This is a genomic window from Candidatus Gastranaerophilales bacterium (genome assembly GCA_028696075.1).
Lineage (GTDB): Bacteria > Cyanobacteriota > Vampirovibrionia > Gastranaerophilales > JAILCC01 > JAQVHS01.
On the sequence record JAQVHS010000010.1, the window covers coordinates 63,509 to 80,564 of the forward strand.

Sequence of the window (17,056 nt, forward strand, 5' to 3'; positions counted from 1 at the left end):
ATTGGCGAGGCTCGAACTGACGACTCCAAATGCCTAAACGGCAAACGTCGGCAAAGCCTCCGTTTGGTCCGCTCCATTTCTGAAAAGACACCTTAGAGTGTCTTTTTTTATTGGCGAGGCTCGAACTGACGACTCCAAATGCCTAAACGGCAAACGTCGGCAAAGCCTCCGTTTGGTCCGCTCCATTTCTGAAAAGACACCTTAGAGTGTCTTTTTTTATTGGCGAGGCTCGAACTCCGCGAAATATCTGTTAATCATTACAAAAATCCCCGCCCAAAAAGCAGGGATTAAGATTATAAGTTTAAAATTATTAAACAGCTGCTAATATTCTTTCAAGAAACAACGTTTGAGTTGTAATATCACAAACTTCAGACGGACCAAAGTATTGAATTGCACCCGGATAGAGGTAGCAATCTTCAAGCGCCCATCTTTCCCTGTTATTTTCAAGTTTTTTGAACACAGGACCTTGAAGGTCAACTAATGCTTTTTGAATAACGGGCTTCATTTCCCCATGACGTCTTTCCATATTCATCATCATAGTCAAAGGCACACCGCCTGCAATCCATTCGCCGGCAGATTTAGTAAGATTTCTGACAGAAGAAAGATAGCAGGTCAGACCAAATTCTATTAAAGCAACAGCGTTAAAGCCTAAACTATAGCAATAATCAGCATCGAAGTTTGACGGAGCTGCGCAGCGTCCTTCATAGCCGAAGAAATGACCTAACGGACAGAATTTGCCGTTATATTTACCTTCCATTTTTAAGCTTTTCAAACGCAATTCAACCATTTCTATTAAAAGTTTTTCAGTTTCAATACGGGAAACCTGCACATTACCGTGAGGATCTCTGTCCATTAATAACTGATTTTTAATAGTTAGAGGAAGCTCATTAAAACATTTTGAATTAGCGGGTTGGAGTTTTTCATTGATATACATAAATTTTTCTTCAATATCAAAAGACTCAAAATCTTTAACGTGAGCCAAAGCATCGTTCAAATCGGCAATCATTGCCTTCATTTCAGGAATAAATTCGATTAAACCTTCAGGAATAAGGGCAACACCAAAATTTTTGCCTTGCTCGGCTCTTTTTACAATAATATCAACCATATAATCAATAATATAATCAAGAGAATAAGCTTTCTCCTCAACTTCTTCCGATATCAAAGTAATGTTAGGCTGAGTTTGAAGCGCGCATTCCAAAGCGACGTGAGTAGCGCTTCTGCCCATTAATTTAACAAAATGCCAATATTTTTTAGCAGAGTTAGCATCTCTTTGAATATTTCCGACTAATTCGCTGTAAGTTTTTGTGGCAGTGTCAAACCCGAAGGAAATCTCAATTTGTTCATTTTTAAGGTCACCGTCGATAGTTTTAGGGCAGCCTATAACCTGAATACCTGTGTTTTTTTCTTTCAGCCACTCAGCAAGCAAAGCAGCGTTTGTATTGGAATCATCGCCGCCTATAATAACAATTGCGTTAATATTTAAAGACGTGCAAACCGCCAAAGTTTTTTCAAACTGCTCTTGCGTTTCAAGTTTGGTCCTTCCCGAACCGATAATATCAAACCCGCCTGTGTTCCTGTAATCATCAATTATTTCATCGTTAAATTCAATATATTTGCCTTCAATAATACCTGAAGGACCGCCTAAAAATCCGTATAATTTATTATTTGGGTTAGCTTGTTTTAAACCGTCAAAAAGCCCTGCAATAACATTATGCCCACCCGGCGCCTGACCGCCGGATAAAATAACACCCACATTTTTTTGAGCGCATTCTTTAGATTCTCCTGTTTCAAAAGTAACAACAGGTACACCGTAGCAATTTTTAAAAATTTTGGCAATTTCAGCTTCATCCCTGACGCAGCATGTGTTACCGCCTTCTTTCAGAGCAAGAGTTCTAATCCCTCGCGCCAATGAGTTAGGTAATTTAGGGGAATATTCTTTTCTTGCTTTTTGTAGTGAAGAAATTTCTTTCATAAATCAAACCTTCTATTTCTAACTATTCCCTAAAATTTTAGCACTAAAAAAACAACAATAAAATAACCTGTTAAAATATACATTATAAATATCAAGTCGTTATGAACAAAGTGAAGCAATCCAAATTAAATCCTCCATCTTGCCATCTCTCAACTTCTTAGCTGCCTAGCTTCTTGAAATACCTCTTGACCTTAAAATATGTAGATGATATTTTAATAACTAAGCCACGGGTCTGTTGGCACTCTGCCGAAAAAAACGATTAAGTATCGTTTTTTGAGAGGTAGGTAGCGAATTTACAGTAGGGCAACGGCTTGCGAAGCAAGACTAGCCCCGTAAGAGAAATAGCCCGATGGAATGCAGCAGAATTTTTTAAAATTCTTGCGAAGTGAAATGAAGGGCAATGCTAACCTGTATAATCCGAAGCAGCTAACGCAAGCCCAACGCAATTGAAAACTAAATACCTTAGCCACGGGCCTGTTGGCACTCTGCCGAAAAAAACGATTAAGTATCGTTTTTTGAGAGGTAGGTAGCGGATTTACAGTAGGGCGACGGCTTGCGAAGCAAGACTAGCCCCGTAAGAGAAATAGCCCGATGGAATGCAGCAGAATTTTTTAAAATTCTTGCGAAGTAAAATGAAGGGCAATGCTAACCTGTATAATCCGAAGCAGCTAACGCAAGCCCAAAGCAATTGAAAACTAAATATCCTAGCCACGGGCCTGTGGCGCAGCGGTAGCGCAGGGGACTCATAATCCCTTGGTCGTGGGTTCGAATCCCTCCGGGCCCAATTTTAAAAGCAGACACCTTCAACAGGTGTCTTTTTTGTAGCCCATTCCTACAGAGGAATTCGAACCCCGCATGCAGACAAGCTGCATTCCCTACGCAAGCTTCGTGAAGTCCCTCCGGGCCCAATTTTAAAAGCAGACACCTTCAACAGGTGTCTTTTTTGTAGTCCATTTTTGGGCATTTTATTCTATTGAGAAAAACAAAACAGCTTTTGAAAATAATCGATTAGGTAATTTTAAAATTTGTAAAAATTTCTGTCAGCAGTATAATAAAGCTGTACGAACAAAAAATATAAAATAACTGTTAAAATTACTAACAGCTGTTTATCGGGGGCAAGATTAAAAATGGCAAGCTTAAACACTACTTTTATCAATGAAGATAAAATAAATGATTTAATCAACAAGAAAAGCACACAAAACGAGATAAACGAAATTTTAGACAAAGCATTAAAGGCACAAGGCTTAACGCTTGAAGAAACAGCCGCATTACTTAATGTGGAAAATGATGAAACGCTGGAAAAATTATTTAAAGCAGCAAAAACAATCAAAGAAAAAATCTATGGGAAAAGAATAGTCTTATTTGCGCCGTTATATGCAGCCAATGTTTGCACTAACAATTGTCTATACTGCGCATTCAGGCGAGATAATAAAAATATAGAAAGAAGGGTATTAACCCCTCAGGAAGTAGTAGAAGAAGCTAAAGCCATTATGCGGATGGGTCATAAAAGAATAATCCTTTTAACAGGCGAAGATTATAAGGATACGGGGCTTGACTACCTTCAGGAAATCATGGAAAGAATTTACAAGACCAAAGAACTCAACGGCGAAATCAGAAGAATAAATGTAAATATCGCACCGTTAAGTACAGAAGATTTCAAAAGGCTAAACACGTTTGGAATAGGCACATATCAGCTTTTTCAGGAAACTTACCATCAGCCCACGTACAAAGAAGTTCATCCCGCAGGAAAAAAATCCAATTATGAATGGCGTATAAATGCTATGGACAGAGCAATAGAAGCAGGCTTAAACGACCTTGGCATAGGACCGTTATTCGGACTTGCCGATTACAAATTTGAAACTCTTGCCACCTTAATGCATGCCCAGCATATGGACAAAGTATGCGGAGTAGGTCCTCATACGATATCAGTACCGAGAATAGAACCTGCCGAGGGGGTAGAATTTTCCGAACATCCGCCGGCACAAATGAGCGACAAAGAATTCAAAAAAATCGTAGCAATTATTAGACTTGCTGTTCCTTATACAGGTTTGGTTTTATCCACAAGAGAAACACCTCAAATGAGAAGAGAAATTATAGAACTCGGCATTTCCCAAATTAGTGCCGCTTCCGCCACTAACCCGGGAGGTTACGCTGTACATAAAGAAGCAACAAGCCAGTTCACATCAGGAGATACAAGAAGCTTGGAAGAAATGATAATTGAGCTTTGCGAACATGGTTTTCTGCCAAGTTTCTGCACCAGCTGTTATAGAGTAGGCAGAACAGGCAAAGAATTTATGGAATACGCAAAACCCGGTCTAATTCATAAATACTGCCAGCCTAACGCTATTTCTACGTTTAAAGAATATATAGAAGATTATGGAACGGAAAAAATAAAAGAAATCGGCGAAAAAGCTATTAAACAACACTTAAACGAAATAGAAGATCCTAAAATGCAGGCAATTGCAAAACGTCAACTTGAAGAAATCGCAAAAGGCAAACGTGATCTTCACGTATAGTTTTAATCGGCAAAAAATTTCCAGCAGTCTGTTGTATGGTCGTTAACCAGCCCTACAGCTTGCATGTAGGAATAGATTATAGTAGCGCCGACAAAGGACATTCCCCGTTTTTTTAAATCTTTGGAAATTTTCTCGCTGATATCGGTTTTCGCAGGTACTTGTGATATGGATTGCCGGTTACCTACAATAGGTTTATTATCAACAAAAGCCCAAATATAATTACTAAAGCTGCCGAATTCTTTTTGTATATTGATAAAAGCAAGAGCATTTTTTCTTGCAGAAAATATTTTAAGCCTGTTTCTTATAATTTCAGGATTCTGCATTAATGACTGAAGCTCATCATCTGACATAGCAGCGACAATATTAACATCAAACCCTTTAAAAGCTTTTGCATAACCTTTTCTTTTTTTTAGAATAGTTTCCCAGCTCAGTCCTGCCTGCGCTCCTTCAAGAATAAGCATTTCGAAGAATTTTTTATCATTATAAACAGGAACACCCCATTCCTCATCGTGATATTTCACATATTCCGGATTTTTAAGCGGCACCCAGGCACAACGTTTTTTCTCTTGCATAATTAACATTTCTTCAATTTTATTACCACAAACACAGGTATATCAGAAAATATTTTAATCCTCAATACTCTCTTGCACTTTCTTTTGAATTAATTTTTCTATACAACCTTTAAACTGTTCGGTTGAAACATGAGTTTTAAGAAAAATAGCATCAACATACGGAGCTAATTTTTTACTTTCTTCGTACGCGGAAAACACTATCAGCTTGGCATCTTTGTTTGAACCTGACTTTATAATAGGAATTAATTTTTCGCATGTACTGCCCGGAAAAACATAATCTAAAATTATGATATCAAAGACAGCGGTTTTTATTACATCGGCTGCTGTTTCCAAATCAGTTACCTTGGTAAAGTTTGCCACATCCTTCAATATCAGGCTTATAATATTTAAAATATCCTCGTCATTTTCAACGTGTAATACTTCAACTTTTGTCTTATTTTTTTCATTCATAACATTATTAACAACCATCTTCAAATCCCCAAGGTCAAAAGATTTTTCCAGCCAGTCAAAAATATTATTATATTTTTTTATAATTTCAGCATCAGGCTTAGAAGAAGATACAATAATCACGGGCAAATCTCTTATATTTTTATGGTTTTTCAACTCATTCAAAAGCAATAAACTGTTTTTATCTGAAATATTAAACTCAATAATCGCTAAATCATAATTTTCATTTTGCAATAATCTTTCGGCATCATTAACCGATAGTGCTATATCAGAGTTATAGCCCAATTCTTTGAACATCGTCTGAATATTCAATGCCGTTATATTGTTGTCTTTAAAAATCAAGACTCTTTTTTCTTTTTCATCCCTGATAATCTCGGGGAATTCAAAATAAAATTTTGTTTCATCATTCAATTTAGAGCTAAAGCCTATTTCGCCTCCCATTTGCTGCACAATAGATTTAGTTATAATAAGCCCCAATCCGCTGCCGCCTTTTCTTCTTTTATTTGAAGAATCCACTTGAGAAAAAGATTCAAATATTTTAGAATATGCTTCTTTAGGAATACCTGCCCCTTTATTAATAACCGAAACTAAAATATTATGTTTTTCTTTTTTTACAGAAATATTAACAACCTCTTTAGGAAACGAAAATTTGGCCGCGTTAGATAACAAGTTGGTTAAAACCTGTATGAATCTGTTTTTATCTACATTGATATAAACATTATCCAATCTGTCAGTAATTTTATATTGAACGTTAAATTGTTTTGCATATGTTTCATTGAGATTTAGTGTTTCTTCAACCAAAGGCATCACTTCATACTCTTTAAATTCAAAATCCATCTTACCTGCTTTTATTTTGTCTAAATCCAAAATATCATTTATCAAATTAACCAAACGGACCGAATTATTACTTGCTATATTTAACAATTCCTTCACTTTTTTAGGCAAAGTCCCTAATACTTCACTTAAAACAAGTCCCAAAGCACCTCTAATAGAAGTCAGGGGCGTTCTTAATTCATGGCTTATGGTAGATATAAATTCATTTTTAATTAATTCAATTTCTTTCCGTTCGGTTATATCTATTGCAAAGCCCGTAGTTCCTATAATCTGTCCATCCTGGTCAAAAAGCGGGGTTTTAAAAGTTTCATGCCACCTGGTACCATCTTTTTGTGCAACTTCTTCTTCTACCTTAAATTTTTGACGTGCTTGCATTACTTTAAGGTCATCATTCATATACCCCTGTGCAATATCGGCAGGAAAAAGCTCCAAATCCGTTTTCCCGATAATATCCTCAACTGTTAAATCAAATTGATTTACAAAAATCTCATTAACCGCCAAAAATCGTCCGTCTTTATCTTTAAGCCAAGCTATAAAAGGAAGATTATTTAAAATTGCCTTTTCTCTTTCCGCCTGCTGTATGGTTTTATGATATAGTTCTGTCTGATAAACAGATATATATATTTGACTGGCAACAGCCTTTAATAAACTAATCTCATCATTAGTCCAATGTCTGTAATTTTCATAATCAAAAAGGATTATTGCCCCCCAAACCTTTTTATTTTTCTTAACGACTGTAGAAATCATGGATTTTAATCCTGTATTTTCATAAAATTTCTTTAACTTATCAGGTATATCGGCTTCTGAAATATTATCAAATACGACACACTTTTTTTGCGAAACCAATACTTTGACTATATCAGTCCCATTTTCATAATTTTCCGAACCCGCAAAATTTTTTATGCTGTCTTTGGCTCTAAATTCTCCCCGTTTAATATACCCGTCGTTTTTTTCATCAGAGAACTCCACTATTATTGAACGTTGTACATTGAACAGCTGAGCCAGTTCGTTACATATTAAATACAATATTTTATCAACATCAAGGGTAGTTCTCATCGTTTCTATTATTTTTCTCAACAATTTTTCCCTATTACTGTTTCTAATTAATTCCAAATTTTTATTTGCCATTTCAGAAACTAAATTTGCAAAAAGAAACACCAATTGTGCAATGGCTTCAACCTGTTTAGAAGGTATTATTTGAAGCTCATTCAACGCTTCTATGTAGTCTTTTTCATTAATTCCGAGTTGTTGTGCCATTACTATACAGTTGTCTTTTTGAGGCTCATCGGTTAAAATCTGTCCGCCTAAAATTGACCCTATATGTTTTCCGTTTAACATAATAGGAACAGCAAAATCAGTCAAACCGGAAGAACACCTGTATATTACGGGTTTACTTTTTTGAGCCGCCAATCGGGATAATTGTATATAGTTTTCATTACATTTTTCATAGCATAAAGCTCTGTCTGCTGAACATTTGATACAAAAGTCGGTAAAATTACTCGGAGCTGTAATTTGCTTTTCATTATCAAAAGTCACAATGGCAATGTTCATATAATCAGCAAAGGCATCCTGAAATTTTTGTAAAAGCTCTACATTTACAACATCAGATAATTTAATATTTTTTTCTTGCTGATAATCTGTCATCCGCTGCAATCCTAACAAAGATACGCTGTTTATTTTTTAAAATTTTCCCAAGTTTGCTTGATAGTGGCTATAATTTTGTCAACCGGAGTATCTTTTTTCAAAAAACAATCTGCTCCTGCCAATACCGCTTCATCCGCCAAAGATTGCAGCGCAGGTGAAGTCAGAATAATAATACAAGTATCGGGAAAATTCTTTCTATATAACTTTAAAAATTCTATCCCTGTTAAATTAGGCATATTTATGTCCAACAATAATATGTCAGGTTTTTTCTCCGCTATTATAAAAGGTAATACATCTCCTCTCTCAACCTCCGCTATCACATCAAAGTGAATTGATGCCAAAAGATTTTTTAAAAAATCCCTAACGAACACTTCATCATCTGCGACTATAACACTAGGCATCTTATACCCCTTCCTTGATTATTTGTTGTATTTTCTTAATAAATTGAATAAACATATTCTTCAACTCTGCTTCATCGGCATTAGAATTAACTGTCTTAAGTTTTTTTAAATAAAATTCAAAGTCGGTAGCTAAAGCGCTTAATTCTCTAAAGCCGTAAACCCCGCTGGTACCCGAAATTTTATGTACTTCATCGTATAAAGTTTCAATATTAATTTTTCCCGGATGATTAATTAAGGCAATAAGAGAACTGACACTATTATCCAGTTTAGCCAAATACGCTTTTTTAAACTCTTTTAATTTTGCCTCTAAATTATTATCCATCAACGTGTTTCTCCCATATTGCATTTATGTTGGAACACAATTGCATAGGATCAAAAGGTTTCGTAATAATTCCTATAACCCCTGTTTTTAAAAATGATTGAACTTCATGAACCTGTGCCTTAGCGGTTATAAATACTACAGGAATATTTTTTGTTTTCTCACTTTTCTGTAATTCCTGAAACGCAGTTAAACCGTCAACCTCTGGCATCATAATATCAAGCAAAATCAAATCGGGATTATATTCTTCAACAATATCAAGAACTTCCTGTCCGTTATTACAAAACATTATCTCATAGCTGCTCATACTTTTAACAATTGCATCAACGATTACCTGAATATCAATTTCATCCTCGGCATATAAGATTTTTTTTAATTCTTTCATAACTAAACCTTGACAATAAGTACAACAGAAAAACAGTTTTAAAATGATAACATATAACGTAAAAAACAATATTCCCCATCTCGGTTTATCAGCAAACTATATAAACAACCAACATTATAAAACTTAAAACCCCACAGATAACATAACTCCTGTGAGGTTTTAAGTTTTATAATATTAAATAATTAAAGAGCAGCGCCTGCTTCCTGCATTCCTAAAGCTTCTTTGGCTTCTGCCATACGAATTTTAATTCTGCCGTCTACGGCAATGCCTTCGCCTGTTTGTTCAGAAATCAACAACGGGTTAATATCCAATTCATCAATGAACGGGAAGTCTGTTACCAACTGTGATAATCTCAACAAGCTTTCTTCTATTTGTTCAATTTGAGCAGGGGTTGTTCCTCTCGCACCTTGAAGAAGTTTGTAAGCTTTTACTGCCTTAATCATTTCTTTTGCATCCTGATCGCTTAAAGGTGCCATTCTAAAGGTTACGTCTTTCATAACCTCAATAAATACACCGCCTAAACCAAACATCATCATTGGTCCGTACTGAGGGTCTGTTGCTATACCGCAAACCATTTCTCTCGAGCTTTTTACCATTTCCTGAATAAGTACGCCTTCAAGCCCTTCAAGAATATTTCTTTCTCTCAGCCTTTCAATAAGCGCCTCATATTCACAACGAAGTGCTTCTTCTGACTGAATTCCTACAATTACACCGCCAACATCCGTTTTGTGAGAAATTGTTTTAGAGGTAATTTTCATTACGATAGGATATCCGATATTGTTGGCAACCTTTACGGCATCTTCAAGGTCAGAAGCTAACCCGTATTTGCAAGCTCTGATTTTATAAGCATCAAGCACATCAATACTTTCAAGCGTAGTAAGCTGTTCTCTGCCTTCTTCTATGGATTTTTTGATAATAGCTGTAGCTCTTGCTTTGTCAACGTCAGCATATGCAGGAATTGTGCCTAAAGGACGCTCTTGCCATTTTCTTTGTCTGTCCAAACGGGACATGGCATCTGCAGCTTGTTCGGCATACATATAAAACGGCATATTAACTTCCATATCGGAAAGTTTTGCGAAGAAATCATTTGTTGTCATAAACACACCGATAATAGGTTTTTCGGGGTGTTTTGCTTTCATTTCCATCATAGCTTCCGCCACATCGATATCTTTCAATCCTAAGAACGGCAAGTAAATAGCCATAATCATATCAACATTCGCATCAGCTAAAACTGTTTCGATAGTTTGCTTATAGTGTTCCAACGGCGCTGAAGCTATCATGTCGATAGGATTTTTAACGCTTGCTGCAGCCGGTAAGAAAGAACGAAGCTCTTCTTTTGTTTTGTCCGAAATTTGAGCCATCTCCATGCCGTAACCGCAAATAGCGTCAGTTGCCATAATTCCGGGACCGCCGGAATTTGTAATAATGGCGACTCTGTTGCCTTTTGGAATAGGGCAGTTAGAAAAAGCCTTTGACATTGCAAATAAATCCGCCAAAGAATCTTCCCTTATTACGCCGCATTGTTTCAAAAGGGCATCTGCAGCTTTGTCAGCCCCTGCCAAAGAACCTGTATGAGAAGAGGCGGCGCTTGCACCTGCAGCGCTGCGACCCGCTTTTAGCGCCAAAATAGGTTTCTTTTTAGTAACTCTTTGAGCTAATTCTCTGAAGTTTTTAGGATCATTGATTGATTCCATATATAAAAGAATCTGTCTTACATCATCGTCATTTTCCCAGTATTCAATCATTGTTTCGGCATTAATATCAGCTTGATTTCCGATAGAAACAAATTGAGCAAAACCAATATTTAAGTCTTTTAATATGTTCAAAATTCCGCCGCCCAATGCACCTGATTGTGAAACAAAACCGATATCGCCTTTTACGGGTAGTGATTCAGCAAATGTAGCATCCATAGATACATCCGCAGATGTATTCAAAACACCTAAACAGTTTGGACCTACTGCACGCATATCGTATTCTCTTAATTTTTTCAAAAGTTGTTTTTCAAGTTCAGCCCCTTCGCGCCCTGTTTCTTTAAACCCTGCCGAAATTATACAAACGCCTGTAATACCCTTTGCATAACATTGGTCAATTGTTTCTAAAACAAATTTTGCAGGAATAATAATAACCGCAAAATCGACTTTGCCGGGAATTTCACCAACCGATGGATATGCTTTCAAACCTTCAATTGTATCAGCTTTAGGGTTTACGGGATAAATATCACCTTTGAATTTATATTCAATAAGCCTTTTAGTAAGCTCACTTCCGATTGTTTTTTCTTTTGTAGAAGCGCCGATAATTGCAATTGATGTGGGTCTCATAATAGCATCTAGTTGTTTCATTCTTTTCCTCTTTTCTATCTATAAAAACTAAAGTCCGCCTGCACAACGAACTTTAACTATAACCTTCTTCCAAATATTCTCTTATTCTGAGTTTTGCGCCTGATTTTTTGGCAATTTCTTCACATGCATTGACATCTATCCTGAAGTTTTTGTATCCTGTAACAACGGACATATAAGTATCAATACCCGCCTGAGAGCATAATCGTGCAAATTCTTTCATTCCTTCATATGCGCTGTCATCTTTAAACGCATTTTGAGTTAATTCATTATATAGTTTGGCATTGTGAGCATTAAGGCTTATAGAAATACTGTTAACCAACCCTTTTAATTCATCAACAACATTTCTTTTGTGTATTAGATTAGCATGCCCGTTTGTATTCACTCTGATTTTTATGTTGGGATAATTATCTTTTATGAATTTAGCAATTTCTTTTACGGCTTCAATTTCTATCAAAGGTTCGCCGTAACCGCAAAAGACTATCTCATCGCCCATTTTGTCTTCCAAAAGTTTTATTTGCTCAATAATTTTCTGTGCAGAAGCGCTCTGTTTATCAATCCACATGTTCACGCCTTCCACTTCCGAAGATATGTTCCTTATGCAAAAAACACAGCGACAGGTACATAAATTAGTTACATTTATGTACATTTTTGAATTAACAAAATAAACTAAATTTTCTTTTTGAGCTGTTTCAGTCACTTAAATATGCCTCTGTGTAAAAAATCACTATATTCTTGTCCGGTTTCAACCATTGCCACTGATTATCCCGCCGCCGGCAATGTTTTAACAATCCTAAGGTTGGTTTTGAAAAAGTCAAAATTTTGTCAAATTTTAACTTTTCCGCAACTTCTAAAATAATCTCACAAAAATAGAGGTTTTTCCAATAACCATATAAAATTTTTATAAGGATTTCACAAAGACTTCTCGGATATATTGTTAAAATAAGCTTCTATGCCAGTCTTAATTCCTTCTGCAGCTTGTTTTTGAAAGCTTTTTTGTATAAGTTTTTCGTATTCATAAGGATTAATCATAAAACCAACTTCAACAATTACGCTAACAGGGTAAGAAGGTCTTGTAAGAGCAAAACTTGCCGTTTTTATACCCAAATTCTTAAACCCCGTTGCCCGTACAAGTTTATCCTGAATATTTTCTGCCAAAAATTTGGCATTATCGTTGTAGTAGTAGGTACTTGTACCATGGATTTCGTAAGGGTCAACACCGTCAGGATGGGCGTTATTGTGTATACTCACAAGAATATCCGCATTTTCTTCAAACGCTTTATCAACCCTGTCATATAACCCCATATAAATATCATTGCTTCTTGTCATTATAACGGTTGCACCCGCCTTTTCAAGCTCATCTTTTAAATAAGACGCTATCCCCAGATTAATATCTTTTTCGGCAATAGCGGTAGGACCTACCGACCCTTGGTCTTTGCCGCCATGTCCGGGGTCAACGGCTACTACTTTACCTTTTAAACCTGCGCTAAAAGGCTTAGCTATTTTAATAATAAGATAATCATCATCGTAAAAATAATCATAACCGTTCAGCTGCGGTGATGAAAGTTTTATACTCAGCGTATTATCCGTAAGTTTATATATTTTGCTGATGCCATCAGTTTTATTTTCCTGCATAAAAGCATCCGTAACGTTTATTTTAGAATAATAAAGAACAGCTGTTAGAGTATTGCCTGAAGCTTTTAACTCGACGGGAAATTCTTCTTCCGCTTCAATCTTAATATATGTGTTTCTTTCATCCTCTTCAAATTGTACATTTTGGATGACTTGTGTAATAAAATCCCTATTATCTTCATCCGCTTCAACATCTTTTTTTGCGACATAAGCATAAGTATTCCCGAGTTTTACCCTGTAAAACCCTCCCGCAAGAGCGTCTGCATAAAATTTATTATCTTTTTTTACGGTGAATAACCTGATAGGATTACCCGGATTTTTTCTAACGGCAGTATAACCTTTTGTTTCAATTAGAACTGTCGGTATAGGCTGAATTACAATTTGCCTTTGAGAAGAATCCGGCGGATTTTTTCTCGTAAGACTTAAAATCGAGATTCGCTCCTGATTGTAATTATTTGACCTTATACTTATCGTATTTTTGCCCGGAATTAAATTAACAACATGTACAAAACTTCCGCTGGGAAAAACCTTGACAGATTTGTTATTAATAACTAAAGATGAGTCAGGGGAAGTATTACCGACAATAAATGTGGACGACGCAAATATAATCTGATTGTTCTTGGGATAGATTATCTGAATATAGTTGGTGAAAGCTTTTGAATAATTTGAAACAAGAAATAAGCTTATAGAAATAAACACGAAGAGCAGAGCAATTTTAGCAATATATTTTTTCATTTGTTAAATCCATCCCATTTTTTATTTATTTGTAGTAAAATGTTTTTAACGGATTATTTTGTAATTCTAACATATAAAGTGGAGATTGCCCATGGAAAAGTTTTTTGAAAAAATGCCCAAAGTCAAAATAGCTAACAAGTTTGACCCTATTACCCCTATCATTCAAGGCGGTATGGCGATAAAAGTCAGCACTGCCAAACTAGCGGCTGAAATCGCAAACTGCGGCGGATTAGGTCTTATTGCGGCAACAGGAATGACAAGTGAAGAGCTAAAAGACCAAATTCAGGAAGCGAGAGAAACTCAAACCAATACACAAGGCTTAATAGGTATAAATGTCATGTTTGCAGCGAGCAACTTTAACGAAATGGTACAAACCGCCATAGAAAATGGCATTGACGTTATAGTTTTCGGTGCGGGATTTTCAAGAGATATATTTATTATGGGGAAAGAAGGCAACACCCCTATCCTTCCCATAGTAAGTTCATCAAAACTCGCCGTGATTTCTAAAAAATTGGGCGCAAGCAGCATTATTTTAGAAAGCGGAGATGCAGGCGGACACCTTGGAACTGATAAATCTACCGTAAGTTTAATTCATGAGGTTAGAGAAGCCCTTGATAATACGCCGGATTTGGAAGGAATAGGACATGTGCCTTTAATTGCAGCAGGCGGAGCTACTACAGGTTTTGACGTTGCTAAATTTTTCAGTCTTGGCGCTGAAGGAGTACAAATGGGTACACGATTTGTACTTAGCAAAGAATGTGAAGTTGCCGAAACTTTTAAACAACTTTATCTAAACATTAAAGAATCAGAAGTTGTAAAAATACTTAGCCCGGTAGGCTTGCAGGCAAGGGCTATTATGAATGATTTTTGTAAAAGAATTCTCGCGGGAAATCCCGAAAGACCAAAAACTTGCAATAGCTGCTTGAAACATTGTTCCAGAGCCTTTTGTATAAGAAGAGCATTAAACTTGGCAGAAGCGGGAGATATTACAAACGGATTAGTTTTTGTAGGCAAAAATGTTTGTAATATTAAAGAAATTCTTCCCGTTAAAGAAATTTTCGCAAATATAGAAAAAGAATTTACGAATTTTTTTGCTCAACAAAAAGGATTGATTGATACGGGGAAATAGTTTATGGACAAGCAAGTATTAGAGTATGATGCCGTAATCATTGGAGGAGGACCTGCAGGATTAAGCGCAGGAATTTATATCGCGAGAGGAAATTTAAAAGCAGCTATTCTTGATATTAATATGCTTGGGGGTCAACCCACCAATTATCTTGAGATTGAGAATTATCCTGCTATGCCTTTAATTGGCGGTTTTGAACTTATGGAACAGTTTGAAGCCCACGCAGACAAATTCGGTATTGAAAAATTCCCCATGGAAGAAATAGTTGCGCTTAATTTAATAGGAAAAGAAAAAACCGTTGAAACACAGGACAAAATTTTTAACTCAAAAGCCGTTATTATTGCCACGGGAGCTAAGTCTAAAAAGCTTGAAATCCCGGGTGAAGATAAGTTTATAGGACGTGGAGTAAGTTATTGCGCAGTGTGCGACGGAGCTTTCTTCAAAGATAAAGTTATCTGCGTAATAGGGGGCGGCAATAGCGCTATTGAAGAAGCCATTTATCTTACAAAATTCGCATCCAAAGTCTATCTTATTCACCGCAGAGATGAATTACGTGCAGATAAAATAATTCAGGAAAGAGCTAAAAATAATCCTAAAATCGAATTTGTTTTAGATACTGTCCCCCTTGAAATTAAAGGCGAAAATAAGGTGGAATCTATCCTTGTAAAAAACGTAAAAACCGGTAAAACTAAAGAACTTTCTCTTAGCGGAGTGTTCCCTTTTATTGGATTTACCCCTAATAATGAATTATTTAAAAATATCATTAAAACAGATCTCGCAGGGTTTATAGAAACAGATGAAACTATGCACACCAATGTAAGAGGAATTTTTGCCATAGGTGATGTCAGAAGCACTCCTTTAAGGCAGGTAATTACAGCTGCCGCTGACGGCGCCGTTGCGGCTACTTATGTCATAAGAATGCTGGAAGCCGAATAACTATTGGCTACGTTAACAGGATAATAATCACGGAGGAAAAGTGATACAAGGTAAAAAGATAAGTATTATTTTTTTAGCAGTTTTGTTCTTAAGTTTCTTTTCACCTTCTAATGTTTATGCTTACGGTGATTTGCAGGAAGTCCTGCCGCAAAAAACCAAACCTTCCAAAGGTATTACTATTCCAAAAGGCACTTTTTTCCGTGTAAATTTAATGCAAACTATTTCAAGCGAGTTTAACAAATCAAACGATGAGGTTAAAGCAATTGTACTGTCTGATTTTTCAATTTTAGATAACATAATAATCCCGCAAAAATCTGTATTTGCCGGTACTATTTTGGACCTAAAAAAAGCCGAACAAGGCAGAGACGGCTATTTTTTTGTAGATTTTGACCGAATAATTTTACCTGACGGAAATATTATTGAAATCAAAGCCCACCTTTATGTCACAAGCGGAAGCAAAATGATAGGCGGCGCACTTTCACCCCGAATAGGACACAAGACCACTATGTTCAGAGTGGCAGCATTTGGCACAAGAGGAATAATGCAGCTGCAGCCTGACGGACCGCGGGTTATGGGTCAAGAAACTAAAATCAAAGCAGGTTCGGAAATTTTGGTTGAACTTGATGAACCGTTAAAGCTATAAACTACTCAGGAACTTATATCTAACTAAGAATTTAACAAACTTATCTATTCAATAGATATAAAGATAAATTCAATACTGATGCAAAGCTAACCCAGATTAAATATGGCACTAATATATAAGCCGAAGGTTTCGAAATTTTATAAAACTCAATCATTGATAAAATTATAAATAATAACAATGCAACAATAATCACAAAAGCAAATAAGATTTGATGCAAGCCAAAAAATACAATTGACCACAACCCGTTTAAAAATAGCTGGATTGTAAAAAACACTACCCCTCGAGTTTTAGTCTTAGAACTATCAGCTTTTAATATCAAAAATAAAGATATTCCCATTAGTATATAAAGCACTGTCCACACCGGAGAAAAAATCCAGCCAGGAGGATTGAAAGCCGGTTTTATTAACAAACTAAACCAAGGATAGAGGTTATTATAGATTGTAGGACAGAATGGACCACTAGGTAATTGAAGATATTAGCCTCTTGTTTAAAACGTGTGGGCGTTTGAGGCACTTCCCCCTTAGTGCGAACCAATACGTAATTGATGTCCGTTTTGTC

Annotated in this window: 13 protein-coding genes and 1 tRNA gene; 5 read left to right on the top strand and 9 right to left on the bottom strand. The window is 36.1% G+C overall.

Annotation, left to right across the window (positions count from 1 at the left end):
• Positions 1–310: 310 nt before the first annotated feature.
• Positions 311–1,972 carry a diphosphate--fructose-6-phosphate 1-phosphotransferase gene (locus tag PHX18_07235; protein ID MDD3594403.1) on the bottom strand — a complete coding sequence of 554 codons (1,662 nt, stop codon included), beginning with the start codon at positions 1,970–1,972 and terminating at the stop codon, positions 311–313.
• A 712-nt stretch (positions 1,973–2,684) separates the two neighbouring features.
• Between PHX18_07235 and PHX18_07240 the strand changes: the two genes are divergently transcribed.
• Together PHX18_07240 and hydG are read left to right on the top strand one after the other, a co-directional pair.
• Positions 2,685–2,756, top strand: a tRNA-Ile gene (locus PHX18_07240).
• Between the two features lie 343 nt (positions 2,757–3,099).
• Positions 3,100–4,488, top strand: a complete 1,389-nt coding sequence (gene hydG, locus PHX18_07245; GenBank protein ID MDD3594404.1) for a [FeFe] hydrogenase H-cluster radical SAM maturase HydG — start codon at positions 3,100–3,102, stop codon at positions 4,486–4,488.
• Positions 4,489–4,490: 2 nt separating this feature from the next.
• On the opposite strand, the gene PHX18_07250 is transcribed toward hydG, so the two are convergent.
• From PHX18_07250 to PHX18_07285, 8 genes are all read right to left on the bottom strand, one after another.
• Complete coding sequence (locus PHX18_07250) at positions 4,491–5,069, bottom strand: DNA-3-methyladenine glycosylase I (protein MDD3594405.1); 579 nt, start codon at positions 5,067–5,069, stop codon at positions 4,491–4,493.
• 45 nt (positions 5,070–5,114) lie between these two features.
• Positions 5,115–7,985, bottom strand: coding sequence for a PocR ligand-binding domain-containing protein (locus PHX18_07255; protein ID MDD3594406.1), 2,871 nt, complete (start codon positions 7,983–7,985; stop codon positions 5,115–5,117).
• 29 nt (positions 7,986–8,014) lie between these two features.
• Positions 8,015–8,386 (bottom strand): response regulator transcription factor, encoded by a 372-nt coding sequence (locus PHX18_07260; GenBank protein MDD3594407.1) that lies wholly within the window; start codon positions 8,384–8,386, stop codon positions 8,015–8,017.
• 1 nt (position 8,387) lies between these two features.
• A complete protein-coding gene (locus PHX18_07265; protein MDD3594408.1) occupies positions 8,388–8,708 on the bottom strand; it encodes an Hpt domain-containing protein in 321 nt (106 codons plus the stop codon).
• Positions 8,701–9,090 carry a response regulator gene (locus PHX18_07270; GenBank protein MDD3594409.1) on the bottom strand — a complete coding sequence of 130 codons (390 nt, stop codon included), beginning with the start codon at positions 9,088–9,090 and terminating at the stop codon, positions 8,701–8,703. Before PHX18_07270 ends, PHX18_07265 begins: the two co-directional genes overlap by 8 nt.
• A 182-nt stretch (positions 9,091–9,272) precedes the next feature.
• Positions 9,273–11,429, bottom strand: coding sequence for an acetate--CoA ligase family protein (locus PHX18_07275; protein MDD3594410.1), 2,157 nt, complete (start codon positions 11,427–11,429; stop codon positions 9,273–9,275).
• Between the two features lie 52 nt (positions 11,430–11,481).
• The gene (locus tag PHX18_07280; GenBank protein ID MDD3594411.1) at positions 11,482–12,126 is read right to left on the bottom strand and encodes a TatD family nuclease-associated radical SAM protein; all 645 of its coding nucleotides are present in this window, start codon (positions 12,124–12,126) and stop codon (positions 11,482–11,484) included.
• Between the two features lie 212 nt (positions 12,127–12,338).
• Positions 12,339–13,793 carry an N-acetylmuramoyl-L-alanine amidase gene (locus PHX18_07285; GenBank protein ID MDD3594412.1) on the bottom strand — a complete coding sequence of 485 codons (1,455 nt, stop codon included), beginning with the start codon at positions 13,791–13,793 and terminating at the stop codon, positions 12,339–12,341.
• Positions 13,794–13,884: 91 nt separating this feature from the next.
• Between PHX18_07285 and PHX18_07290 the strand changes: the two genes are divergently transcribed.
• The 3 genes from PHX18_07290 to PHX18_07300 are packed head-to-tail and all read left to right on the top strand — an operon-like array spanning position 13,885 to position 16,498.
• Positions 13,885–14,922 carry a nitronate monooxygenase gene (locus PHX18_07290; protein ID MDD3594413.1) on the top strand — a complete coding sequence of 346 codons (1,038 nt, stop codon included), beginning with the start codon at positions 13,885–13,887 and terminating at the stop codon, positions 14,920–14,922.
• A 3-nt stretch (positions 14,923–14,925) separates the two neighbouring features.
• Positions 14,926–15,855, top strand: coding sequence for a thioredoxin-disulfide reductase (trxB, locus tag PHX18_07295; GenBank protein MDD3594414.1), 930 nt, complete (start codon positions 14,926–14,928; stop codon positions 15,853–15,855).
• A 40-nt stretch (positions 15,856–15,895) separates the two neighbouring features.
• On the top strand, positions 15,896–16,498 hold the full coding sequence (locus PHX18_07300) for a hypothetical protein (GenBank protein ID MDD3594415.1): 603 nt from the start codon (positions 15,896–15,898) through the stop codon (positions 16,496–16,498).
• Positions 16,499–17,056: the final 558 nt, after the last annotated feature.